The sequence below is a fragment of the Marinihelvus fidelis genome, from assembly GCF_008725655.1.
GTDB lineage: Bacteria > Pseudomonadota > Gammaproteobacteria > Xanthomonadales > SZUA-36 > Marinihelvus > Marinihelvus fidelis.
On the sequence record NZ_VYXP01000014.1, the window covers coordinates 13,249 to 36,214 of the forward strand.

The window sequence follows — 22,966 nt, forward strand, 5'->3', positions numbered from 1 at the left end:
CGTAGAGATACAATAGCGCCACGCCCCACCCCCGGGGCCCGACGCCGTGTACTTCCTTGCACAACTGTTAAATTTGTTCTCGTAACCTTAGAACATAACGGGGTAATTTCCAATATGGAATCCGCATCCGGCCGCCTGTCGGCCGTACGAAAAACCATCGCTGCGGCGTGTGCGGCCGCGGGTCGCGACCCCGCGGAAGTCAGGCTGCTGGCCGTCAGCAAGCGACACGCCGCGGACCGCATCCTGGGGCTCCTGTCGCTGGGGCAACAGGCATTTGGCGAAAACTATGTCAGTGAAGCCCTCGGGAAACAGGCAGAAATGGCCGATGCGGACATCGAATGGCACTTCATTGGCCCGGTACAATCGAACAAGACCCGTGACCTGGCGCGGGCGTTTCACTGGGTGCAGTCCATTGACCGGGAAAAAATCCTGCGCCGGCTTTCGGACCAGCGACCCGCTTCGCTGGGCCCGCTGAACGTCTGCCTGCAGGTGAACATCGACGAGGAGGCACAGAAATCCGGTGCCGCGCCGCCCGAACTGCCGGCGCTCGCGGCGCTGGCCGCATCGCTTCCGGGCCTGCGCCTGCGCGGCCTGATGTGCATCCCGCGGGCCTGGGACGACCCGGAGAAGTCACGGCAGGCATTCGCCCGGACCCGACACTGTTTCGAGTTGCTGCGGGCCGAGGGCCACGACATCGACACGCTGTCGATGGGCATGTCCGGGGACATCGCCCCCGCGATTGCCGAAGGCAGTACCATGGTGCGCGTCGGCACCGCCCTGTTCGGGCCACGCGACCCGTCCTGAGCCGGCCACAAACTGGAGAACACACGAATGCGCATGACCTTTATCGGTGGCGGCAACATGGCCACCGCCCTGATCGCCGGGCTGGCCAGTGAAAATGGCCCGTTCGAGGAGCTCCGGGTCGCCGACCCCTCGAATGATGCCAGGGAGCGACTGGCCGCCGACTATGGCGTGCAGACCTTCGCCGACGCGGCGGAGGCGATCGACGGTGTCGACGTCATCGTGCTGGCGGTGAAGCCCCAGGTCATGCCCCTCGTTTTCGAGACCCTGCGCGGAAAAGTCGCCCCCGGCACGCTGGTGATTTCCGTGGCAGCCGGCATCCGCGCCGGCGCCATCGTCGATGCACTGGGTGTGTCCGCCGTGGTCCGAGCCATGCCGAATACGCCGGCCCTGCTTGGCGCAGGGGTCACCGGGCTGTACGCCAGCCCCGGCTGCAGCGACGAGCAACGCGAAACGGCCCGCTCGCTACTGGCCATGGCCGGCGCCACCGTCAGCGTCGATGACGAGGGCCTGATCGACGTGGTCACGGCCGTTTCCGGCAGCGGGCCCGCCTACTTTTTTCTGCTCACCGAGGCGTTGCGTGACGCCGGCCAGGCGCTGGGGCTGGACGCCGAAACGGCCACCACGCTGGCCACGCACACGGCCCATGGCGCCGGCGTGATGGCACTGCAGGGCGGTGCCGATGTGTCCGAGCTGCGCCGCCGCGTCACGTCGCCCGGCGGTACCACCCAGGCCGCGCTCGAGACCCTGGGCGCGGGCGGCTTTGGCGAGCTGGTGGCCGCCGCCGTCGACGCGGCCACGCGCCGCGGCCGCGAACTGTCAGGCGGTGGTGACCCGGCATGAATGTTTCCGGCGCCCTGACCTACCTGGTCAGCACACTCATCGACCTGTACATCACCGCTGTCATGCTGCGCCTGCTACTGCAGTGGGTCCGGGCCGACTTCTACAACCCGGTGTGCCAGTTCCTGGTCAAGCTGACCAACCCGTTGCTGGTGCCGCTGCGGCGCGTGATTCCGGCCATTGGCCAGCTGGACACGGCATCGGTGGTGCTGATGCTGGCCCTGGAGCTTGTCAGCGTATCCCTGGTGGTCTGGCTGGCACCGGGCACGGCCAGCTGGGAAATGGTGGCCATCCTGGCCATCAAGAAGCTATTGGCCACCCTGCTGTGGACCTACTTCTTCCTGGTCATCATCATGGTCATCCTCAGCTGGGTCGGCGCCCGCGCGCGCCACCCGGCGATTCCGCTGGTGTTCCAGCTGACCGACCCGGTGCTGCGACCCATCCGGCGGCTGGTCCCGGCCATCGCCGGCTTCGACCTGTCACCGCTGTTCGCACTGATCGGCATACGCGCGTTGCTGCTTCTGCTAGGCTCATAGGACGAGCCCACATCAGGAGGCCATCATGAAAGCTTTCGCGACACTGCTCCTGGCCCTGTTCTCGGTTTGCGCCGCCAGCCAGGCCCTCGCACAGCAGTCGGTCACGGCCGACGGCTACACCATTCACTACAACGCCCTTGGCACCAGCCAGCTGACCCCACAGGTGGCCCAGGTCTACGGCATTCAGCGCTCTTCGAGTCGCGCGTTACTCAACATCACCGTGCTGAACGCCGATGATGAACCCATCGAGGCGAAAGTCACCGCACACGCGCGCAACCTGACCGGGCAGCAGCGCGAGATCGATACGCGCAAAATCAGTGAAGGCGACGACGCCATTTACTACATCGGCGAGTTTCGCGTGAACAACATGGAAACCTTCGACTTCACCGTCAAGGTGGTGCCTGAAGGCGCGAGCCGACCGGTCGAGGTGAAGTTCCGGCAGCAGTTCTATACCGAGTAACGCCGGCCGCGGGACTCAGGGGAACTGGCGCTCGCGGCGCCATTCGCCGTTGTCGAGCGTGAACACGAAGCGGTCGTGCAGCCGCGAGCGACGGCCATACCAGAACTCGACCAGGCGTGGGCGGACCAGGAAGCCCGACCAGTGCGGCGGACGCGGCACGGGCCGGCCCAGGTAGCGCGCCTCGACGGCCGCCACGCGTTTAACCAGCGTTACACGGCTGGCCATGGGGCGGGACTGGTCCGAGGCCCAGGCGCCTAACTGGCTGCCGCGCGGCCGCGAAGCGAAATAGGCGTCGGCATCGGCATCGCTGACCGGCTCGGCCACCCCTTCTACGCGCACCTGCCGCTCGGTCGCTTTCCAGTGGAACACCAGCGCGGCAGCGCCGCTGGCGGCCAGCTGGGTGCCTTTGCGGCTTTCCAGGTTGGTGTAGAAAACGAAGCCTTCCGGCGTGAACGCCTTCATCAGCACCATCCGCGACGACAGCCCGCCATCCACACCCAGCGTGGACAGGCACATGGCCGTGGGCTCGACCTCACCGGCGGCGATGGCCTCGTCGAGACCCTCCCGGAAGCGTTCGACGGCCTCATCGGGCAGGGCGATTAAACCGGTCACCCGGCCAGCGCCTCGCCACCGGGGGCGGCACCATCGCCCGGACGGTCGTCATTGCCACCATCGGCCCGAGGAATCCGCCGCAGCCAGATGAGCCAGACCACCAGTGCGTCGAGAATGATCAGCGCCTGCCACAGGTACAGGTGGAACCACTCGAACATCGGCTGGCTCCACTGGCCCAGGTAGAACAGGCTGATGATCCGGACCAGGTTCAGCCCCTGGATGGCCAGGAAGCCAATGCCAAAACCGATAAGCTTGTGCTTGAACGGTGCTGGAAAGGCAAAAATCGCCGCGAACAGGATAATGACCGCTTCCAGCCCGTTACAGCCACGCTCAATGCGAACCGCGAAGCCACTGGCCTGGTCACGGATGACGTTGCCGGTCGCGACCACGCCGTCATCGAACAGGGTGACAATCCACACCGAGATATCGGCGATCATCGAAGTGAACGGCAGGATGACGTGCTTTTCCACCGGCTGTAGAATTTCCAGTGAGAACAGGCCGATCAACAGCACAGAAAAAATGATGAAAAACCGCAACATGTGGAAAAGCCCGAATATGGCCGGCCGAATGACCCACATGGTAACGAATGGCGGCCCGTCACGCACCCGCCCGGGGCGCGGACGGGCGGGCGGATGAGCGCCGACGACGCGCGGCCGGGGCACAGAATCTTCCTGGTCGGCCCGATGGGTTCGGGCAAGACCACCCTGGGCCGCCGGGTGGCCGACCTGCTCGAACTGGAGTTCGTGGACTGCGACGACGAGATCGAGTCATCGACCGGGGCGAGCATCAACCTGATTTTCGACATCGAGGGCGAAGCCGGCTTTCGCGATCGCGAGGCGCGGATGCTGGAGTGCCTGGCGCAACGCGACAACGTGCTGGTCTCTACCGGCGGCGGTGCGGTGTTGCTGCCGGCCAACCGCGAGCTGATGTCGCGAACGGGCACCGTGGTCTGGCTGAAGGCCACCGTGGACCAGCAGATCAGGCGCCTGGAGCTCGACCGCAGCCGGCCGTTGCTGCAGGCCCCGGACCGGCGCAAACGGCTGGAGGAACTGGCCGCCCAGCGCGACCCGCTCTACGAGGCGGTGGCCGACCTGGCCTTTACCTCCGGCGGCCGCGGCGTGCCCCTGGTCGCCCAGGCCCTGGCCAAAGCCCTGCGCGAGCACCATGACTGAATGAGCAAGGAAACCCCATGAGAACCATCGATATCCCCCTGGGTGACCGGTCCTACCCGGTCCGGATCGGCGAAGGCCTGCTGGCCGACCCGGCCGCCTGGGCACCCCATGTCGGCCAGGCACCCATCCTGATCGTCACCAACGAAACCGTGGCGCCGCTGTACCTGCCCGCCGTGCTGGGCGCGTTGAAAGGTCATGATGTCGACACCTTTACGATGGCCGATGGCGAGGCGGAGAAAAACTGGGACAACTGGCGGGCGCTGATCGGCCGCCTGGCCGACCGCCACGCCCCGCGCGACACCACGCTGGTGGCGCTGGGCGGCGGCGTGGTCGGCGACCTCTGCGGCTTTGCCGCGGCCACGTGGATGCGCGGTATCCGCTTCATCCAGGCCCCCACCACGCTGCTGGCCCAGGTCGACGCGTCGGTCGGTGGCAAGACCGCCATCAACATCCCCCAGGGCAAGAACCTGGTGGGCGCGTTCCACCAGCCGGCGGCCGTCATCGCCGACACCGCCACGCTGCGCACGCTGCCGCCCCGCGAGTATCGCGCCGGCCTGGCGGAGGTACTGAAGTACGGTGCGATCTGCGACGCCGGCTTTATCGACTGGATCGAGGCGAACATCGACGCGCTGCGCGCCATGGAGCCGGACGCGCTCGCCGAGATTGTCGAGCGCTCGGTCCGCTACAAGGCCGAGGTGGTGGGCGCGGACGAGCGTGAGCAGGGCGTGCGCGCAATCCTGAATTTCGGCCACACCTTCGGCCACGCGCTGGAAACGCACACCGGCTACCAGCGCTACCTGCACGGCGAGGCCGTGGCCATCGGCATGGTCGTCGCCGCCACGCTGAGCGAGTCCCGCGGGTTGCTCGCCCCCGGCCTGGCCAGGCGCCTGGCCGACATCCAGTCGGCACTGGGCCTGCCGGTGACCGTTCCCGCAGACATCGACGCGCCGGACCTGCTGCAGCACATGAAACTGGACAAGAAGAACCTGGCCGGGCGCCGGCGGCTGGTGCTGCTCTCGGCACCGGGCAAGGCCATCGTCGACGAGGACAGCGCCGATGCTGATATCCTTGCCGCCCTCAACGCCTGCCGGGCCGAAGATCCGGCGGCCTGAAAGCCGAATACGGAACACCGAACACGGAAAGCCGAATGACAGAACCGAAACACCGATTGCTCCGCGCCCTGCTGCGCCTGCCCGTTGACCGCACCCCGGTGTGGATCATGCGCCAGGCGGGTCGCTACCTGCCCGAGTACCGGGAAGTCCGCGCCAAGGCCGGCAGCTTCATGAACCTGGCGACCCAGCCGGAACTGGCCTGCGAAGTCACGCTACAACCGCTGCGACGCTTCGACCTGGACGCCGCGATCCTGTTCTCCGACATCCTGACCATTCCCGATGCGATGGGCATGGGCCTGTATTTCGCCGAGGGTGAAGGGCCGAAGTTCGAACGCCCGGTACGTGACGTGGCGGCCATCCGCGCGCTGCCACGGCCGGACCCGGATGATGCATTGCGCTACGTCATGGACGCGGTTCGCCTGATCCGAGCGCGGCTGGCGGACGAGAAACCGCTGATCGGCTTTGCCGGCAGCCCCTGGACGCTGGCCACGTACATGGTCGAGGGCGGTTCCAGCCGCGACTTTGCACGCGTCAAGGCACTGCTGTACGAAGATCCTGACGCCGCGCACCTGCTGCTGGGCAAACTCGCAGATTGCGTGACGGATTACCTGAATGCGCAGATCGAGGCCGGCGCCCAGGCCGTGCAGATTTTCGACTCGTGGGGTGGCGCGCTGGCCCACGACGCCTATCGGGAGTTCTCGTTGCGTTACATGGCGCGCATCGTCGACGGCCTGAAACGCGAGCACGACGGCCAGAAGATTCCCGTGATCCTGTTCAGCAAGGGCTGCAACACCCAGCTCGAAGGCCTGGCCGATACCGGTGCCGATGCCCTGGGCGTGGACTGGACCATCACCCTGGCCGAGGCGCGCCATCGCGTCGGGCACCGGGTGGCGCTGCAGGGCAACCTGGACCCGTCCGTGCTGCTGGCTTCACCGGCCGCGATCCGTGCCCAGGCCAGGGCGACACTGGAAAGCTACGGCGACGGCACCGGCCACGTGTTCAACCTGGGCCACGGCATCACCCCCGGTGTGCCGCCCGAGCACCTGGGCGCCCTGGTGGACGCGGTGCACGAATTCAGCCCGGCACTGCACGCCGGGTACTAGTCGATCAGCTCAACCAGTACGGTGCGGCCCGATTCGACATGCTCCATGACCCAGCCGCCCATGAAATTCTTGTCGAACTTCACTTCGTTGGCCGAGCCGGAATAGTTGAACTTGCCCGGCATGCGCTGGCGCCAGACCTGGCCGTTGTCCAGGGCGAAGACCGTCTTGCCGGCCCAGCCGGCAAAGCCGCGGGCCCGCGCGGTGAATTCCTCGGGCGGCTTCTCCGGCTTCGCTGCCGGTTGCGCCGCCGCGGCCGCCGCCACCTCGGCCTCGACTTCGGCTTTCACCTCGGCCTTGACCTCGGCGCGCGTCTGGGTCACCGCCTTGTCACGGTTGTCCCGGAACCAGGCCCCGAGCCGGGCGAGCTCTTCATCAGACAGCTTGTCGAGGCCCGCTTCATTGAATTCTTCAGCCGACATCAAGGCACGAAGATCGACACCCTCATCATCCGCGTGGGCCGCGAACGACAGGGCAAGACACAGGACACAGAACATCCCGAGCCGGGACAAAGTGAGAGTTTTCAACATTGAACGCCTTTGCATCGCTTACGCCGTTGAGTAGCCAAAAAGTATAATGTCCGCCTATGTCGATTGCACCACCAGGCCAGCCCCCCAATCCGGCTGAACAGTTCGCGCGGCGGTTCCAGAACGCCCTGGCGGCCTTTAACCGCGGCGACCTCGCGACCGCGCTCCAGGCCTGCCAGGCCCTGGACGCGGACCTGCCGAATCATGCCGACGTCCAGCACCTGATGGCCATGGCCTGGCAACGCCTGGGCCAGGTCATCAACGCCGAGAAGGCGTTTCGCCGCAGCCTGGCAGCCAACCCCCGCCAGCCCGCGGTGCTGTCCAACCTGGCCACGCTGTTGCGGCGCTCGCGGCGCTTCGAGGAAGCCGACCAGGCACTGGCCAGCGCCATCGAGCTGCAACCCGGCCTGGCCAACGCCTGGTACAACCGTGGCCTGGTCTCGCTGGACCGGCACCGGCCGACAGAGGCCATCGAACAGTTGCAGCGCGCCGTCCAGCTGGACCCCAGGCCCGGCATCGAGATGGCCCTGGTCAGGGCGCTGCAGGCCGCCGGGCGTGAGGACGATGCCCGGGACCTGGCCGACAACATCGCGGCCCGGCACCCCAATGACGCCAGGGCGGTGATGACCCGTGCGCGCCAGCACCGTAAGAAAGCGCCCGCGGATGCGCTCGCCATGCTGCAAACCCTGCTGCAGACCACGCAAGACCGCGCCCGTGTCCAACACGAGATTGGCCTGCTCAAGACCGAAACGAAGGCCCTGGACGAGGCCATCGTGCACTTCCAGGCGGCGCTCGAAGCGCAGCCGCTACTGATCGACGCGCACCGCGCACTGAACGAGATCTTCTGGCAGCAGGACGATGATCGCTTCGGGCAGTCGTACCGTGATGCCATTGCCAGGGCACCCGCTGCGGCCCCGCTGTACCATAACTACGCTTCGGCCCTGCGCTCGGCCGGCCGTGAAGACGAGGCCGAGGCGATCCTGGAATCCGCCATTTCACGGGCCGGCCCGGACCCGTTCCTGCTGCACGGACTGGCGGTTCAGAAACTGCGCCGTGGCGATGACGACACGCCGCGGCAACTGCTTGACCGCGCACTCAGCGCCCAGCCAGACAACGTCCGATTCCGCATTGATTGCGCCAACCTTGATATCCGTGGCGGTGACTATGCGTCGGCGGAGCGTCACCTGGATCACGCTCGCGCCGTTGAGCCATGGAACCAGGAAGTCTGGGCTTACCTGGGCGTGGCCTGGCGACTGGCCGGTGACCCGAAGCACGAATGGCTGAACGACTACGACACGTTGTTGAAGACGTTCACATTGCCGTCACCGACCGGCTTCACTGGCACGCAGGCGTTCATGGAGGAACTGGCTGGCTTCCTGCCAACCCTGCACTCGGCGGGCCGCCAACCCCTTGACCAGAGCGTGCGTAACGGCACCCAGACCTTCGAGATCCTGTTCGGGAATTCCCACCCGCTCATCACGGCCCTGAAGCAGTCAGTCGACACCGTGCTGGCCGAGTACCTGGCCGCCCTGCCCGACGATGACCGCCACCCGTTCTACGCCCGCAAGCGCCAGGCAACGTACTACACCGGCAGCTGGTCGATCATGCTGCGGTCGGGCGGGCACCATACCAACCATGTTCACCCCCAGGGCTGGCTGTCCTGCTGCAATTACATCGCCCTGCCGCCACTTGGCGATGACACGACACGCGATGGATGGATCCGGTTTGGTGAAACCTCGCTGGGCCTGGGCGACCGTGAACACGTGGCCCGGACCATCCGCCCCGCGCCGGGGCAGTGCGTATTTTTCCCGAGTTATTTCTGGCACGGCACCTATCGCTTTGACAGCGAAACGCCCAGAATGACGGTACCCTGTGACATTGACCCAGCCTGAATTCCTTACGGAGGAGCCAAACATGAACATTAGAACCCGGCTGACCACACTGATTTCCGTCGCCGGCCTGTTGCTCAGCACTTTCGCGACCCAGGCCGCCGTACCGGAGCCCTTCCAGGGCCATGACCCGAACTCTGTATTCCGCATCCAGTACGCGGACGTCGACGCCATCCTGGGCACCATGGTGCTGGATGTCGGTCGCTCCACGCGCGAAGTGGCCGCGCCCGCACAGTCCAATACGGGCACGCGGGTCAAAAACAAGATCAAGCGCTCGACCGCGAAGGAAGGCAATCGTTTCTTTTTCGAGGAATTCGAAGACAACGAGCGCTACAGGGAACTGCTGCACGATGTCCGCGTGGCGCTGGAAGCCCTTCCCGCACAGATCCCGCTGGACGCGTTCTCGCGCAAGGAGCAACTGGCGTACTGGCTGAACCTGTACAACGTTGTCCTGCTGGATGAACTGGTGCAGATCTACCCCGAGAAAGACCTGAAGAAGGAACTCAACGGCCGCAAGTCGATTCTCGACCAAAAGGTCGTCACCGTTGCCGACCAGCCCCTTAGCCTGAACGACATCAAGGGCATCCTGAAGGCCAACTACGATAACGACCCGATGATCATGTACGGCCTGTTCCAGGGCGTGATCGGCGGGCCGAACATTCGCAAGAAGGCCTACACGGCCGACACCGTGGAATATGCGCTGCGCGACAACGCGGTGGAATTCATCAACTCCAACCGCGGTACCTACACACGTAACGGCGATTTCGAGGTTTCGACGCTGTACGAGCAGAACAGCGACCTGTTCCCCAACTTCAATGCTGACCTGAAGGCGCACCTGATGAACTTCATCCAGGGCCAGGAGCGCTCCGACCTGCAGACTGCCAGCAAGCTTGATCCGGACATTGACGACTGGACCGTGGCCGATGTCTACGGCACCTTCCGCAACGTGACCGGCAGCTTCAGCACCAGCCAGGCGGCGCTGATGGATGCCGTCATCGGCACCCAGCCGGATGGTGAGGGCGGCACCGTCGTGACCAACGCCTCGGCCAACTACTCGGCCATCCTGGCCAAGGCGCCGACGACATCAAACTTCACACCCGAAGTTCAGGACCTGATCCGCTCCATCACCGCCAACGAGGCGGCAGAAATGCTGGTCCGCGAAGGGCGCGTGACGGTCGAGGAACTGGGCACCCGGCCGGCGGATACGCCGTCTGAAAACCCGAACGAGAACTGATTGACCGGCCCACCCGGGCTTCAGTCAATGGCGCCGGCCCCCAGCGCATCACGCAGCGGGCCGGCGTAGTTCTTCCAGCGACCGACGGAGCGTGTGTGCAGGGGTTCACGCACCTGCCAGACGCTGGCCGTAGCCACGGCGCCTTGCTGCTCGTGGAATGCCAGGCAGGCATCGTCCCACGGCTCACCCAGGTGTTCCAGCACACGGCCTAACGTCGCCCGCGGGTCGCTCACCAGGTCTTCGTAAGCAACCCTGAGCAACGCGTTCCCCAGCACGCCTTCCCAGTGATCCACCAGTTGCCGGTGAAGCCCCAGGTAATGGCGGATATCCGCCGGGTCGGCGGCGTAGGCCTGGCCGGCCCCCAGCCGCGTGGCGAAGACCGACACCAGCACGTCGCGCCAGTCGCGTTCCGTAACGACAAAGCGGGCGCCGGGCACAACCGCCTTGATCAGCCCCACGTACAGGAAGTTGTCCGGGCGCTTGTCTGTCAGCCGCAATCCCGGTTCCGATCGTTCCTCTAACCATCGCGCATGCCGCTGCGCCCAGTCCGCGACCTGTTCCGGCGTGATGGTATCGACACCTTCGGGCCAGCCGGGCCACTCGTCGCGAACCAGCCTGGGGAAGAATTCGCTTTCTCCCCCGGCGGCAAACGCGGGATGCGCCGCCAGCATGCGTTCCAGCAAGGTCGTGCCACTCCGAAACATGCCGCACAGGAACACGGGTCGGTGTGTCTCAACCCGTGGAAACCGATCCAGCCAGTCGCGGCTGAATCCTTCAATCACCTTTACCGCCATGTCTTCGGTCTGCGCCGGCCTGTACGCCGGCAGGCCCGCACGGTCGAGCGTGTTGGCGCGGCTTAACGCGGCCCAGGCGGCGTCGTACTCGCCCACCTGGTCCAGCGCGCGACCCCGGGCGTAATGCAGGTCGGGATTCTGGCTCTGCGGTGCGATGGCCGTGAGTCTTTCAAGCAATGGCTCGCCGGGTTGGCTAAAGACATGCGCGTCGGCCAGCCGGGCCAGCGCCCGGTCATCGGCAGGGTCGAGCTCAAGGCAACGCTTGAAGCACCGTTGCGCCGCTTCCCTGTTCCCCTCGCGCTCCTCCAGGTTGCCCAGGTTGTGGAGCGCGCCCGGATAGTCCGGCCGAAGGGTCAGCGCCTTGTCCAGGTGTAGGCGCGCCCGGGCCGGCTGGTCGAGCTGGTCCATGTACAGGTTGGCCAGGTTCAGGTGCACTTCTTCCGCCCCCTGGACGCCAAGTTCCAGGGCCCGCTCGTATGCCTTTACGGCCGCCGGCGCGTCGCCGCTGGCGGCCTGGTACCACGCCAGGTTATAGGCGATACCGGCATCACCTGGATGCTGGTCGTCACAGGCTTTCAATGCCGCCGCAACGGCGCCAAGCGAATATCCACGCTGTCGCGCGAACTCGGCCAGTGCATTCACCTGGCCCACATCCGGCGCGCTGCGATACAGCAACTCGTCCAGCTCCTGTTGCCCGTTTTCGCGGTCGCCCAACTGGTCCAGGCAGTTCAGCCGCAACCAGCGTGACTGTGTGTCACCGGGCTCACGTTTCAGCACCGTCGCAAGCAGGGACGCGGCCTCGCCAAAACGTTGCGCCTTGATCGCCGCCAGGGCGCGTTGCTTTTCGGATTGGGCACTCATCGGCTCATTGTCTTTTCCGACCGCACAAAAAGAAAGCGGGCCTTTCGGCCCGCTTTCCATCTGACACTGCTGTCAGCGATCAGTTACGCACTGAGTGATCAGTAGCGGAACGTCACGTTGGCGAACAGGTAGCGACCAAGGGTGTCATAGAAACCCGCGATCGTGTTCGCGTTGGTGGACAGTGAACCACCCACCATCGGCGGCTCCTCGTCGAGGATGTTGTTCACACCCAGGACCAGGTCGTTCGACTCCATGAAGCGGAAGATCGCCGTGGCATCGAAGTAAGACTCATCATCGATGCTGTCGTTGGCAATCAGGTCAGCCGAACCGTCGTACTCGACGTCCTGGTAGAAGCGCCAGCGAGCCGTAACCGCCCACCACTCATCCGAGTCGTAGGTGGCTGAAGCCACGTGACGCCATTCCGGAGTCGGGAAACACTGCGTGTTGATCAGGCCCACACAGTCGTAGGTTGCCGTGTCGTCCGTCGGGAGCGGCGCGGTTTCCTTGGTCAGCATGTAGGTACCGATGAAGTCGAAGTTCCAGGTACCGGCCAGCGCTTCCAGGCTCCAGGCCCAGGCAAGGTCAACACCTTCATAGTGCACGCTACCCAGGTTGACGTTGGTGGCGATGACGTAGCCATTCTGGCCCTGCCAGAGTGAGCCACTACCGGAACGGACGACGTTGTCACAGAGAATGCCGGAAACAGCACACTGCGTGACCATCAGCTCGGGATCGATGTTCGCGATCGTGTCTTCGATCTCGATGTCCCAGTAGTCAATGGACAGCTGCATGGTGTCGGTCGGCTGGAAGACCACGCCGAACGTGAAGGTATCGGCGTCCTCGGGGTCGAGGTCCGGGTTACCACCGTACAGCGCGTTGTACTGTGAAGCCGGGCTCAGCGTGATGTTGCCGTACTGTGCCGGGGTCACACCGGTGTTGGCACACTGTGCCGCACTGAGTTCCGGCGTGGCGCCCGCACACGGGTCAACACCACCCCACAGACCCAGGTTCTGCGGCAGGAACAGCTCGAACACGTTCGGCGCACGCACCGCACGGTTGTAGCCGGTACGCACACGCGCCCAGTCGGTGACGGCCCAGTCAAGACCCACACGGTAGGTGCTGACATCGCCCGTGGTGTCGTAATCAGACCAGCGGTAAGCCATGTCGAGGGTCAGGTTCTCGATCAGCGGCAGGTCTGACAGCAGCGGGATGTTGGCTTCCGCGAACAGTTCGTTCACAGAGTAGTTGCCATCCACGCTCGGGGTCGGACCACCCTGGCCCAGCAGCAGGCCCTTCTCGAAGACGAGATCAGCAATACGCTCCATGACCTCTTCACGGTACTCGGCACCCGCCACCACGAAGATGTCGCCGGCCGGCAGGCCGAAGCCCAGGTCGCCGGTGACGTAACCGTTGATCACGGTCGTGGAGGTGTGAGCGCCGATCTTGCCGGTTTCGGCCAGCTGGGCCGCAGCTGAAGGCGTCACGCCACCGAAGGTGAAGACGTCCCAGGGCTCACAGCTGGAGCTGCCCACACAGGAACCGTCAATCGTCGGCAGCACGTTGCTGGCGAAGAAGTCGTTGATGTAGATCGACTCGGACGTGGTCTGTCCGTACAGGTAAGACACATCGTAGTCCCAGTTGTCGGTGATGGCGCCTTTCAGGCCGCCGACGATGCGGAACGAGGTGTGTTGCAGGATATCCGTACGCGGGCCACCTTCGACATTACGCTTACCGATGTAGATACCCAGGTCCGTGGTGCCCGGGAAGTAGTTCTCCAGGGACTGGCGGAACGCATCCGGGAACTGCGGGTTGTCGATGGTCAGCGGGTACGGCTCGAAGAAGAACGTGCCGGACTCGGCGATCTGTGCCTTGGTGCGGTTGTCCGCGAAACCCAGTTCAGCGTATGCAATGGCATGTTCGTTGATTTCAAAATCAATGAACGCACCACCGGACCAGCGGTCATCCGGACGCATGAAGTGGTTGATCGGCGCGAAGTTGTAAACGTTGGAGCCGTCGTAGTCCTGCAGGCTGCTGTCCGACTGCAGGGTCACGAAGATTTCCTGGTCGTAGTCGTAGCCGCCCGGGCCTTCACCCGTCGCGGTCAGCGGTGCAATGAAGAAGTTCGGCACGGCCGCGTTGGCGGAACCACCACAGCTCTGGCCGGAATCACCCAGGGCACAGCTGGAGTAGTCACGCGCGGACTGACGCAGTTCTTCGTTGGTCCGGTACGTGATGTACGCGCTGGCGTTACCACGGCCGTCAGCGAAGTCGCCACCGATGGTCAGGTCAAAGTTGTAGGCCTTGCCGTCGATGCCCGAATCACCCGTGGGGTATTCGAAGTTACGCGCATCCATCAGGTTCTGGATGTAGCTGTTGCTGTTGTCGTGCTGGTAGCCGCTGGCGCCCATGCTGAACTCGACGCCGTTGACCTTGCGCATGATGAAGTTGACAACACCGGCCACAGCGTCGGCACCGTAGGTGGCCGAAGCACCACCGGTCAGCACTTCCACTCGCTCGATCATCGAGGTCGGGATCTGGTTGACGTCGGGGGCGTTGGAGTACAGGCCACCCGGCTGCAGGCGGCGGCCGTTGACCAGGACCAGGGTACGGTTGGCGCCCATACCACGAAGGTCAATGTTGGCCGTACCGGATGAGCCGTTGGCGATGAAAGCCGTCTGGTTGGCTTCGATCTGCGGCAGCTGGTTCAGTACGTCTTCGACACGGGTGAAGCCGATCTCTTCGATCTGCTCCATACCCACCACGGTCACGGGGCTGGTCTGGCTGAATCCGTCAGGGTTCACAATACGCGAACCGGTAACGATCACCTCTTCAAGCGCCGCGAAATCTTCCTCGGCATCCGACTGCTCCTGGGCCATGGCAGCGCCGGCGGTCACCATTGTGGTGAAGCCGAGCGCGGTCTTGACCGCGAGACTCAGTCGATTTTTGTTGTGATACATATCTATTGACTCCTTTGTGAAGGATTATCTGTGCACAAATAACCAATGGCTTGACACGTCAGGAAAGTGAACGGCAAATAGCCGTGAAAACGGGAGCTTCCACAGCTTTTACAGACACTACCTGAGGCATGTGCGTACGCCATTAGTGTTAAACTAACATTAATTTCCGTGAAAAAACATCCCCCGCTCCACGAAACGAATTCGTTCCGGGCATGACTTCCGGGCTATGCCTGTCTATCGTCAACGACCATGGAATGCCTCCCGGACCACGTATCACCATGACCGAAACCACGTTCATTGAAACTTTCAGGGTCGACCACGCACTCTGCGACCGGGCCATCGACTTCTTCGAGAGGAACCGCCACCTGGCGCAGCCCGGGCGGCTGGGCAAGGACCTGCGGGTGGACAAATCCATGAAGGATTCGCTGGACCTGGGCCTGCCGGCACGCATCTATCCCTACTTCGATCCGTTTTTCCTGCAGCTGACCCAGCACGTCGACACCTACGTACAGAAGTACTACTACGATGCCGGCGCTTCCGGCATGGGCCCGCTGGGCGTGGCCGATGTTGCCAACATCCAGTGGTACCCGGCCGGTGGTGGCTATCCGGCCGTGCACTGCGAACGTGACCAGCTGGAATTTTGCAACCGCGCACTGGTGTGGATGCTCTACCTGACGGACACGCCGGGTGGCGGCACGGCCTTTCCCCACCAGGGCCTGGTCACGGAATGCATCAAGGGTGACCTGCTACTGTGGCCCAGTGACATGACGCATATGCACCATGGCGTTGTCTCGGACACCCATGAGAAAATGATATTTACCGGCTGGATCAATTTCGTCAGCCAGACATAAGGGCCCCAGATGACCCCGGAAAGCGCACGCGAACTGTTGACCAACCTGGTTCGCCCGGAAACCTACGACTCGTTCATGGACGGCTATGTCGGCCGCCGCTTCCTGCATGCGCGCAGTGGTGATAATGCGCTCGCGGGGATCATCGGCCCTGACCCCGCCGCCACCATTCTCGACGCCCATGACCGCTTTGCGCACACCCTGACCTGCCACTCGGGCTCGGCCCAGGTGCCGTCACCACGGGCGCGCCGGGTGGCCGACCGCGACGGGTTCGCCGCTTTGCTGGCCGAATATCACCAGGCCCGCTATACCGTGCGTATCCCCGACGCGACGACGTTGTCACCGGAACTGGCGCGCCTGTGCCGGGCGCTGGAAATGCTGTTCGAGAACCCGGCCAGTGCCGCGATCTTCTGGAGCACCGACGGCCTGGACGCGCCGGTGCACCATGACGAATACGACATCCTGATCATCCAGCTGGCGGGCAGCAAACAGTGGTACATCTCCAGCGATGCGCCGACGCTGCCCAATACCTGGAAAGGCGCCGGCGAGCCCGCGCCGCCGCTACCCAACTACCGCACCGTGGACGTGGTGGCCGGCGACGTGCTGTACCTGCCACGCGGAACGGCCCACACCGTGAAGTCGACGACGGAGTCGATCCATTTATCCATTGGTTTCCTGCCGGTCACGGTGCGCCAGGCGCTGATTGCCATGGTCGACGCGATGGCGGAAGCCAACCTGCCACTGCGCACCGGGGCCACAACCCGCGCCGACGCGCTGGCGCTGGACCGGCAGGGCGGACTGGGCGAGGTGGCGCAGCATGTGCGCACAGCCCTGTCGCAACTGCAGCAGGCCGGCGGTAGCGACGCCTATGTTCGCGATGCGATGGCCAGGCGCCGAGCGCGCCTGATCGAGGATATGCCGCGGCTGGCCAGGAACGACGCGCCCGCCCCGCAACTCCAGCCCCAGACACGACTGCACCATCACCCGCTGGCGATGGCGCAATTACTGGCGACCCCGCAGGTCGCCGATCTCAGGTTACCGGGTGACCGGGTGCTGACTCACCCCGGCGCGACGCCCGCGCTGCAGTGGATCATCGGCCAGCCGGAGTTCGTGATCGCCGACATCCCCGGGGGTCTGCCCGACGAGGTCAAGCTGGCGCTCGCCGGGCGGCTGGTCGCCAGCGGCTACCTGGAGCCTGTCAGCGGCGAATGATCTCGACGTCACCGCTGAAGCTCTCGACGCGGATGGTGGCACCACCTTCGCCGGCGACATGCTGCAAGCGCGTGCCCGGGCCATGACCGGGGCGTTCCGGCTCACCGAAGTCACTGCGAATATCACCGCTGAATGACTGCGCACGGATCTCCGCGCCCTGTTCGCGCGGCAGGTAGAGGTAGGCGTCGCCACTCATGGTCTCAAGGGTGACCCGGCCGCCACGCTCAACCGCCAGCGACAGTTCCAGGTTGCCGGACACCGATTCAAACTGGCCACGGCTGAACGAACCGCCGCGAACATGGGCGTCACCGGAAACGACTTTCACATCCAGTGCGCCGCTGACGCCGTCCAGCTCGATGTCGCCGGAAACCGTCTCCGCCGAGGTACGAACGGAAGCCCCGGTGAAATTGACATCACCACTGACCGATGACAGGTCCAGTGACTGGGTCTCCGCGACCACCTCCAGGTCACCGCTCACGGTCTCGATATCCAGGCGCGCGCCTTTCGACCCCGTTACGGTGATGTCCGCACTGACACCATGCAACGACAGGCTGGCACCCTGGGGCACCATCAGGTAGAGGTCGGAATCGTCGACGTTGCCGTGCCGGCCTTTCGACCGTGGCTTGACCTCGATCCGCACATCGCCGCCCGAGGCGTCGACGCGCAATTCGGACCCGTCACCGAGATCGCCGGTCAGGTGCAGTTCGTTCCTGTCCCAGGTCGCTACTTCGATTTCGCCGGCAATGTTGGTCACGCTGACTGTTCCGTCAGCGGCCATATCACGGCGCTCTTCGATGTCGTCGCCGGCCACCGCGGCCATCGGCAACGTCAGTGCCAGCACCCATACCATCTTCATCATGTATCTCTCCTGCTGTTCTGGTCCAGCATGTGTAGTTGTCTCATGAAATCGAGCTGTTGCCCACGCAGATCGAGCAGTTTTTCACCCAGGTACGGGTTATCCGGGTGCTCGTCGAGCGCGGTCAGCAATGCCGTTTCTGCCTGCAGCAGTGCATTCCAGCTGGCTTCCAGCTCTTCCTGCGCCTGCGGCGTCAGCAGGGTTGGCGCCACGCCAACCGTGGTAAAGCCTTTCCATTCGGCCAGGTATTCCTGCTCCGCCGCGCGCAGCGCCACCGCCACTGCGGGGTCACCGGGGTTGAAGGCCATCGTGGGCGCTGCGGCCGGGCCCGGGCCCTGCCGGCCCAGCAACAGGCCCGCGGCGAAGGCGAAGGCCACGGAAGCCGCCAGCGCCGGCCAGCGCATCCTGCGCGCGCCGGCACCGGGCTGCTGCCCCGCACGCGGCTCCAGCCTGGACTCGATGCCCGGCCAGAGGTCGCGCCCCGGCGGCAAGTCCGCGGGCAGCTGTGCGAGCGCGTCGCGCCAGGCCCCCGGGCTGTTGTGTCCTGTGTCATTCATCATCGCATCTCTGTGTTCAATCCGTATTCGGGCTTTCTTCGCCATCTGGCAGGCCCAGGGCCTGGCGGACGAGGTTTCGGGCCCGGTGCAACTGCGCCTTCGAGGAGCCCACCGCCATGCCGGTCATCTCGGCGATTTCCTGGTGGCGGTAACCTTCCACGTCGTACAGCACCAGCACCGACCGGGCCCTCTCGGGCAGCGCCGCGATGGCCTGCTCCAGGTCCGCTCGCAATGGCGCGGAAACATCCCGGTCGCCCATCGCGGTTCGTTCGGTCATCTCGTCCGCCGGCGTTTCGTGGCCGACCCGCCTCAGGCGGATCCGCCGGTCACTCAGCGCAACATTGGCGGCCAGGCGGTGCATCCAGGTGCCGAACGCGCTCTTGCCTTCGAACAGGTCCAGCTTGTTCCACGCCCTGACGAACGATTCCTGCACCAGGTCCTCGGCGAGCGCCGTGTCATGACCGCACAAGCGCCAGCACAGGGCGTGGATTCGGCCGGCGTGCGCACGGTACAAGCGCTCGAACGCGGCCTGGTCACCGGCGCGGGCGCAGTCCACCAGGCGGGACTCTTCGTCCCGCTCCATCGCCATGTCCATCGGCTGGACTGTCATCGCCTGCGCGCCTCCCATGAACCCTTAGACATCGGTTATGGCCGGGCGGTTTAAACGTGGATTCAAGATCCGGGGATGAGCGTTTCGATCACGTGCTCAACGTAAGCCGAGTACTCTTCGCTGGAAAAAACGGGCGCCTGGTGCTGGCTCTGCAGTTGCAGGAAGCCCAGGTAAACGGAGTAGGTCAGGCGCGCCCGGTGGGCCGCGCCGGTGTCATCCATGCCAAGCTCGCTGAAAGCACGGGCGATCTCGGCCATGCGCCGGTTGGCGACCCGTTCGAGCACCGGCTCGACCTGGGGGTGGTCGGCCGCGGAACACAGGGCGCGATAGACATCGTGGGTGAACCGCTCGCGGCTGACGCCATGGATAAAGGCCACCAGGCGTTCGCGCGGGTCTTCAATCGCGCCCATCGACGCTGCCAGGTTACGCGCGTCATGCGCTTCCCATCGTTCCAGCGCCTGCTCAAGCAGGGACTCGCGCCCACTGAAATGCCAGTAGAAGCTGCCCTTGGTGATGCCCATGCGGCGGGCGAGCGGCTCCACGGCCAGGGCCGTCACGCCCTCTTCAGCGATCACCGCCAGGGCTTCGTGTTCCCAGTCCACGGCGGACAGGGTATTTCGCTTGGGCCGGCTCACTTGGCTACCTGCGCTCCCATGAATGAAGACCGCCATTGTGGAGAAACCCGGCGGTCGATACCAGTATAGCGGCCCGGTCGCCGCTATCACCTTGTCTTGACAGCGGCTTCCGCGTTTTCCATACTCATGCGTATGGTAACTGCGACGATGTCGCCAAAATGATCGGGTGACCCCCATGACCTGGATTCTGCTGCTCGCCCTACTGGGCGTTTCTCTGGCCTGCGCGTTTCGCGGGCTGTCCCTGCGTACCTGGACCATCGCCCTGGGTGTCACGCTGTTGGCGTTCTGGCTGTTCACACCGGTCACCCTGTTAACAACGGTGGTCATCGCCCTGGTCCTCGGCGCCCCGCTAGCCGTGCTCAACCACACGCCCTGGCGCCAGCAGTGGCTGACCGCGCCGTTCCTGGCCAAGTACCGCAAGATGCTGCCGGACCTGTCGGACACCGAGGTGGCCGCCATGGAAGCCGGCACCGTGGGCTGGGATGGCCAGCTGTTTTCCGGCGCGCCCGACTGGAACGAGTTGCTGAGCACGCCGTGGGCCACGCTCACCGACGAAGAGCAGGCCTTCCTGGACGGCCCCGTCGAAACCCTCTGCGCGATGATCGATGACTGGGAAATCACCCACGTCGAGGCCGATATCCCGGAGCGCATCTGGGACTACATCAAGGCCGAGCGCTTCTTTGGCATGATCATCCCGCGCGAGTATGGTGGCCTGGGCTTCTCCGCCATGGCGCACCGCGCGGTCTTGCAGAAGGTATCGACGGCCAGCGCGGTGGTCGGCGCGACCGTCGCGGTGCCGAATTCGCTGGGACCGGGCGAACTGATCCTTCACTACGGCACCGACAAGCAGAAAACACATTACCTGCCGCGGCTGGCCCGCGGCGAGGAAATTCCGTGCTTCGGGCTGACCACGCCGTCCGCCGGCTCCGACGCAACCTCGATTGCCGACTATGGCATCGTCTGCGAGCGCGAAGTCGACGGCAAGAAGGTCCTGGGCATGCGCCTGACCTTTGACAAGCGCTACATCACGCTGGCGCCGGTCGCCACGGTCATTGGCCTGGCCTTCCGCCTGTATGACCCGGACGGCCTGCTGGGCGACACCGAGGACCTGGGCATCAGCCTGGCACTGGTGCCCCGCGACACCGAGGGCATGGACATTGGCCGCCGGCACTTCCCGCTGAACGTGCCGTTCCAGAACGGACCGATCCGCGGCCAGGATGTGTTCGTGCCGCTGGATGCGCTGATTGGTGGTTCAGCCATGGCCGGCAAGGGCTGGAAGATGCTGGTGGAAGCCCTGTCCGTCGGCCGCGGCATTACCTTGCCGTCATCGTCCACCGGCGGCGCCAAGATCTGCGCGCTGGCGACAGGCGCCTACGCCCGCATCCGCCGCCAGTTCAACCTGCCCATCGGTCGTTTCGAAGGCGTCGAGGAAGCCCTGGCCCGCATCGCCGGCAAAACCTACATGATTTCAGCCATGTCGCGCATGACCGCCAGCGCCGTTGACCGCGGCGAACGGCCTTCCGTGCCATCGGCGATTGCCAAGTACCACGCCACCGAGGGCTCGCGCGAGATCATCACCGACGCCATGGACATCCACGGCGGCAAGGGCATCATCCTGGGGCCGCGTAACTACCTGGGGCGCGGCTGGCAGGGCTCGCCCATCTGGATCACCGTGGAAGGCGCCAACATCCTGACCCGTAACATGATGATCTTCGGCCAGGGCGCGATTCGCTGCCATCCCTATGTGCTGAAGGAAATGCAGGCCGCGCGCCTGGACGATGACCGGCAACGGCTGAATGAATTCGATCGCCTGCTGTGGGCGCATGTCGGTTTCTCTATCCGCAACGCGGTCAGGAGCGTGCTGCTGGGCCTGAGCTTCGGCCGCCTGGCCGGCGCCCCCGAGCGCCGCGACGCCCGCCTCGCCGGCTACTACCGGCGCCTGTCTCGCTACTCGTCCGCTTTGGCGTTCTGCGCCGACCTGGCCATGCTGACCCTGGGCGGCAAGCTGAAACAGAAAGAGCGCCTTTCGGCCCGGCTGGGTGACGTTCTCAGCCACCTGTACATGGGCTCGGCCGTGCTCTATCGCTTCGAGGCGGAAGGCCGGCCGCACGCAGACCTGCCGCTGGTCGCCTGGGTCATGCACCACGGCGCCCATGAAATGCAAAAAGCGCTGGGTGGGTTCGCCGATAACTTCCCGAACCGCTGGATTGCGGCACTGGTCCGCCTGGTCGTATTCCCGCTGGGCCGCTGGGAGCGTGCGCCGGGCGACCGCCTGAGCCATCGCGCAGCACAATTGCTGCTATCACCTTCGGAAGTGCGTGACCGCCTGACGCGCGGCATCTATATCCCCGACTCCACCGACAACCCGATCGGACTGATGGAGCACGCGCTGCCGCAGGTGATCGCGGCAGAGCCCATCGAGCGCAAACTGCAGAAGGCCGTCAAGGCCGGTGAAGTGGACGGATTGCAATTCGCCGACCGCCTGGCGGACGCGGTCGAAAAGGGGGTGTTAAGCGAGACCGAGGCCAGGACCCTGGCCCAGGTGCAAACCATGGTGGCGGAAATCATCGCCGTCGACGACTTCGACCCCGAAGACCTGCGCGCCAGGCCCTCGACCGGAGCCAACACCGAAGGCGAACGCCTGGCCAGCTAACTAACCCGTCACCTGTTACCCGTCACGCGTCACGCGTCACGCGTCACCATCAAAGCATGCCCGTCTCGAGGCGGGCGGCTTCCGTCATCATCATGTGGTTCCACGGCGGGTCGAACACCAGGTCGACATCGACGGTGTTGATGGTGGGAATCAGCGCGATCTTGGAACGCACGTCCTCCACCAGGATCGGCCCCATGCCACAGCCTGGGGCGGTAAGCGTCATTTCGACATGGACATCGCGCTGGCCGTTACCGGCGCGGCTGATATCACAGGTGTAAACCAGACCCAGGTCGACGATGTTGACCGGAATTTCCGGGTCATAGCAGGTGCGCATCTGGTCCCAGACCAGTTTTTCAACATCTTCCTCGGTCGCGTCGTCGGACAGGGATGGCGGCTGCACGGGCTCACGCCCGATGGCATCGGCGTCGGTGCCGGCCACCCGGAACAGGTTGCCATCCACGAACACGGTAAAACTACCGCCCAGCGCCTGGGTGATGTAGCCGACGGCGCCCACGGGCATGGTCACGGGGTCACCCGAAGGGATCATCACGACCTCGCAATCGCGTTCAAATTGGCAGGGCTGGCTGGTCTGGGAAAACATGGTGCGCCACGGATTGGGTATGCCGATAAGATGCGGCTGATGACGCGTTGAATCAAGTGGCAGGGAAGCAGGCGCGCGCGTGGCGCGCACGCCTGCCGT

22 protein-coding genes are annotated in these 22,966 nt (G+C 64.7%); 12 read left to right on the plus strand and 10 right to left on the minus strand.

Annotated features, from left to right (window positions below):
* Nucleotides 1-114 precede the first annotated feature (114 nt).
* From F3N42_RS15270 to F3N42_RS15285, 4 genes are read left to right on the plus strand one after another with little or no spacing between them, the layout of a single operon-like run.
* On the plus strand, nucleotides 115-804 hold the full coding sequence (locus F3N42_RS15270; RefSeq protein ID WP_150865746.1) for a YggS family pyridoxal phosphate-dependent enzyme: 690 nt from the start codon (nucleotides 115-117) through the stop codon (nucleotides 802-804).
* 27 nt (nucleotides 805-831) lie between these two features.
* The gene (gene proC / locus F3N42_RS15275) at nucleotides 832-1,644 is read left to right on the plus strand and encodes a pyrroline-5-carboxylate reductase (RefSeq protein WP_150865749.1); all 813 of its coding nucleotides are present in this window, start codon (nucleotides 832-834) and stop codon (nucleotides 1,642-1,644) included.
* Nucleotides 1,641-2,177, plus strand: coding sequence for a YggT family protein (locus F3N42_RS15280; protein ID WP_150865752.1), 537 nt, complete (start codon nucleotides 1,641-1,643; stop codon nucleotides 2,175-2,177). Before proC ends, F3N42_RS15280 begins: the two co-directional genes overlap by 4 nt.
* A gap of 25 nt (nucleotides 2,178-2,202) precedes the next feature.
* Entirely contained in the window at nucleotides 2,203-2,637 is a 435-nt protein-coding gene (locus F3N42_RS15285; RefSeq protein WP_150865755.1) for a DUF4426 domain-containing protein, read from the plus strand.
* A gap of 15 nt (nucleotides 2,638-2,652) precedes the next feature.
* On the opposite strand, the gene pdxH is transcribed toward F3N42_RS15285, so the two are convergent.
* Together pdxH and xrtH are read right to left on the minus strand one after the other, a co-directional pair.
* On the minus strand, nucleotides 2,653-3,249 hold the full coding sequence (gene pdxH / locus F3N42_RS15290; protein WP_224784978.1) for a pyridoxamine 5'-phosphate oxidase: 597 nt from the start codon (nucleotides 3,247-3,249) through the stop codon (nucleotides 2,653-2,655).
* Complete coding sequence (xrtH, locus tag F3N42_RS15295; RefSeq protein WP_150865758.1) at nucleotides 3,246-3,788, minus strand: exosortase H; 543 nt, start codon at nucleotides 3,786-3,788, stop codon at nucleotides 3,246-3,248. The genes pdxH and xrtH overlap by 4 nt, the downstream gene beginning before the upstream one ends.
* A 93-nt stretch (nucleotides 3,789-3,881) precedes the next feature.
* Here xrtH and F3N42_RS15300 point away from each other — a divergent pair, with 93 nt between their 5' ends.
* From F3N42_RS15300 to hemE, 3 genes are read left to right on the plus strand one after another with little or no spacing between them, the layout of a single operon-like run.
* Entirely contained in the window at nucleotides 3,882-4,421 is a 540-nt protein-coding gene (locus F3N42_RS15300) for a shikimate kinase (protein ID WP_150865761.1), read from the plus strand.
* A gap of 17 nt (nucleotides 4,422-4,438) precedes the next feature.
* Nucleotides 4,439-5,533, plus strand: a complete 1,095-nt coding sequence (aroB, locus tag F3N42_RS15305) for a 3-dehydroquinate synthase (protein WP_150865764.1) — start codon at nucleotides 4,439-4,441, stop codon at nucleotides 5,531-5,533.
* Between the two features lie 35 nt (nucleotides 5,534-5,568).
* Nucleotides 5,569-6,636 carry a uroporphyrinogen decarboxylase gene (gene hemE / locus F3N42_RS15310; protein ID WP_150865767.1) on the plus strand — a complete coding sequence of 356 codons (1,068 nt, stop codon included), beginning with the start codon at nucleotides 5,569-5,571 and terminating at the stop codon, nucleotides 6,634-6,636.
* Here hemE and F3N42_RS15315 read toward each other — a convergent pair.
* Nucleotides 6,633-7,055: a hypothetical protein gene (locus F3N42_RS15315; protein ID WP_150865770.1), complete on the minus strand. Its 423-nt coding sequence runs from the start codon at nucleotides 7,053-7,055 to the stop codon at nucleotides 6,633-6,635. The genes hemE and F3N42_RS15315 overlap by 4 nt on opposite strands.
* A 164-nt stretch (nucleotides 7,056-7,219) precedes the next feature.
* On the opposite strand from F3N42_RS15315, the gene F3N42_RS15320 reads away from it, so the two are divergent.
* A complete protein-coding gene (locus F3N42_RS15320; protein WP_150865773.1) occupies nucleotides 7,220-9,052 on the plus strand; it encodes a tetratricopeptide repeat protein in 1,833 nt (610 codons plus the stop codon).
* A gap of 22 nt (nucleotides 9,053-9,074) precedes the next feature.
* The gene (locus tag F3N42_RS15325) at nucleotides 9,075-10,283 is read left to right on the plus strand and encodes a DUF547 domain-containing protein (protein ID WP_150865776.1); all 1,209 of its coding nucleotides are present in this window, start codon (nucleotides 9,075-9,077) and stop codon (nucleotides 10,281-10,283) included.
* A 20-nt stretch (nucleotides 10,284-10,303) separates the two neighbouring features.
* Here the strand turns inward: F3N42_RS15325 and F3N42_RS15330 are convergent, their stop codons facing one another.
* Both F3N42_RS15330 and F3N42_RS15335 read right to left on the minus strand, forming a co-directional pair.
* Nucleotides 10,304-11,938, minus strand: a complete 1,635-nt coding sequence (locus F3N42_RS15330; RefSeq protein WP_191621476.1) for a tetratricopeptide repeat-containing sulfotransferase family protein — start codon at nucleotides 11,936-11,938, stop codon at nucleotides 10,304-10,306.
* Between the two features lie 98 nt (nucleotides 11,939-12,036).
* Nucleotides 12,037-14,895, minus strand: coding sequence for a TonB-dependent receptor plug domain-containing protein (locus F3N42_RS15335; protein ID WP_150865782.1), 2,859 nt, complete (start codon nucleotides 14,893-14,895; stop codon nucleotides 12,037-12,039).
* 278 nt (nucleotides 14,896-15,173) lie between these two features.
* Here F3N42_RS15335 and F3N42_RS15340 point away from each other — a divergent pair, with 278 nt between their 5' ends.
* Nucleotides 15,174-15,746: a 2OG-Fe(II) oxygenase family protein gene (locus tag F3N42_RS15340; RefSeq protein WP_150865787.1), complete on the plus strand. Its 573-nt coding sequence runs from the start codon at nucleotides 15,174-15,176 to the stop codon at nucleotides 15,744-15,746.
* A gap of 9 nt (nucleotides 15,747-15,755) precedes the next feature.
* Entirely contained in the window at nucleotides 15,756-16,955 is a 1,200-nt protein-coding gene (locus tag F3N42_RS15345; RefSeq protein ID WP_150865790.1) for a JmjC domain-containing protein, read from the plus strand.
* Here the strand turns inward: F3N42_RS15345 and F3N42_RS15350 are convergent.
* The 4 genes from F3N42_RS15350 to F3N42_RS15365 form a co-directional block, all read right to left on the minus strand.
* On the minus strand, nucleotides 16,942-17,814 hold the full coding sequence (locus F3N42_RS15350) for a DUF4097 family beta strand repeat-containing protein (protein WP_150865793.1): 873 nt from the start codon (nucleotides 17,812-17,814) through the stop codon (nucleotides 16,942-16,944). The two genes, F3N42_RS15345 and F3N42_RS15350, sit on opposite strands and share 14 nt — an antisense overlap.
* A complete protein-coding gene (locus F3N42_RS15355; RefSeq protein ID WP_150865796.1) occupies nucleotides 17,811-18,368 on the minus strand; it encodes a hypothetical protein in 558 nt (185 codons plus the stop codon). The genes F3N42_RS15350 and F3N42_RS15355 overlap by 4 nt, the downstream gene beginning before the upstream one ends.
* A gap of 16 nt (nucleotides 18,369-18,384) precedes the next feature.
* Nucleotides 18,385-18,978, minus strand: a complete 594-nt coding sequence (locus F3N42_RS15360; RefSeq protein ID WP_150865799.1) for an RNA polymerase sigma factor — start codon at nucleotides 18,976-18,978, stop codon at nucleotides 18,385-18,387.
* Nucleotides 18,979-19,040: 62 nt separating this feature from the next.
* Nucleotides 19,041-19,613 carry a TetR/AcrR family transcriptional regulator gene (locus F3N42_RS15365; protein WP_224784979.1) on the minus strand — a complete coding sequence of 191 codons (573 nt, stop codon included), beginning with the start codon at nucleotides 19,611-19,613 and terminating at the stop codon, nucleotides 19,041-19,043.
* Between the two features lie 175 nt (nucleotides 19,614-19,788).
* Between F3N42_RS15365 and F3N42_RS15370 the strand changes: the two genes are divergently transcribed.
* Entirely contained in the window at nucleotides 19,789-22,266 is a 2,478-nt protein-coding gene (locus F3N42_RS15370) for an acyl-CoA dehydrogenase (RefSeq protein ID WP_150865805.1), read from the plus strand.
* Between the two features lie 49 nt (nucleotides 22,267-22,315).
* Here the strand turns inward: F3N42_RS15370 and sufT are convergent, their stop codons facing one another.
* On the minus strand, nucleotides 22,316-22,867 hold the full coding sequence (gene sufT, locus F3N42_RS15375; RefSeq protein ID WP_150865808.1) for a putative Fe-S cluster assembly protein SufT: 552 nt from the start codon (nucleotides 22,865-22,867) through the stop codon (nucleotides 22,316-22,318).
* Nucleotides 22,868-22,966: the final 99 nt, after the last annotated feature.

Coding starts and splice junctions, on each gene's coding strand:
- F3N42_RS15270 (WP_150865746.1), top strand. CDS start 115: ATGGAATCCGCATCCGGCCGCCTGTCGGCCGTACGAAAAACCATCGCT.
- proC (WP_150865749.1), top strand. CDS start 832: ATGCGCATGACCTTTATCGGTGGCGGCAACATGGCCACCGCCCTGATC.
- F3N42_RS15280 (WP_150865752.1), top strand. CDS start 1,641: ATGAATGTTTCCGGCGCCCTGACCTACCTGGTCAGCACACTCATCGAC.
- F3N42_RS15285 (WP_150865755.1), top strand. CDS start 2,203: ATGAAAGCTTTCGCGACACTGCTCCTGGCCCTGTTCTCGGTTTGCGCC.
- xrtH (WP_150865758.1), bottom strand. CDS start 3,788: ATGTTGCGGTTTTTCATCATTTTTTCTGTGCTGTTGATCGGCCTGTTC.
- F3N42_RS15300 (WP_150865761.1), top strand. CDS start 3,882: ATGAGCGCCGACGACGCGCGGCCGGGGCACAGAATCTTCCTGGTCGGC.
- aroB (WP_150865764.1), top strand. CDS start 4,439: ATGAGAACCATCGATATCCCCCTGGGTGACCGGTCCTACCCGGTCCGG.
- hemE (WP_150865767.1), top strand. CDS start 5,569: ATGACAGAACCGAAACACCGATTGCTCCGCGCCCTGCTGCGCCTGCCC.
- F3N42_RS15315 (WP_150865770.1), bottom strand. CDS start 7,055: ATGTCGGCTGAAGAATTCAATGAAGCGGGCCTCGACAAGCTGTCTGAT.
- F3N42_RS15320 (WP_150865773.1), top strand. CDS start 7,220: ATGTCGATTGCACCACCAGGCCAGCCCCCCAATCCGGCTGAACAGTTC.
- F3N42_RS15325 (WP_150865776.1), top strand. CDS start 9,075: ATGAACATTAGAACCCGGCTGACCACACTGATTTCCGTCGCCGGCCTG.
- F3N42_RS15330 (WP_191621476.1), bottom strand. CDS start 11,938: ATGAGTGCCCAATCCGAAAAGCAACGCGCCCTGGCGGCGATCAAGGCG.
- F3N42_RS15335 (WP_150865782.1), bottom strand. CDS start 14,895: ATGTATCACAACAAAAATCGACTGAGTCTCGCGGTCAAGACCGCGCTC.
- F3N42_RS15340 (WP_150865787.1), top strand. CDS start 15,174: ATGACCGAAACCACGTTCATTGAAACTTTCAGGGTCGACCACGCACTC.
- F3N42_RS15345 (WP_150865790.1), top strand. CDS start 15,756: ATGACCCCGGAAAGCGCACGCGAACTGTTGACCAACCTGGTTCGCCCG.
- F3N42_RS15350 (WP_150865793.1), bottom strand. CDS start 17,814: ATGATGAAGATGGTATGGGTGCTGGCACTGACGTTGCCGATGGCCGCG.
- F3N42_RS15355 (WP_150865796.1), bottom strand. CDS start 18,368: ATGAATGACACAGGACACAACAGCCCGGGGGCCTGGCGCGACGCGCTC.
- F3N42_RS15360 (WP_150865799.1), bottom strand. CDS start 18,978: ATGACAGTCCAGCCGATGGACATGGCGATGGAGCGGGACGAAGAGTCC.
- F3N42_RS15370 (WP_150865805.1), top strand. CDS start 19,789: ATGACCTGGATTCTGCTGCTCGCCCTACTGGGCGTTTCTCTGGCCTGC.
- sufT (WP_150865808.1), bottom strand. CDS start 22,867: ATGTTTTCCCAGACCAGCCAGCCCTGCCAATTTGAACGCGATTGCGAG.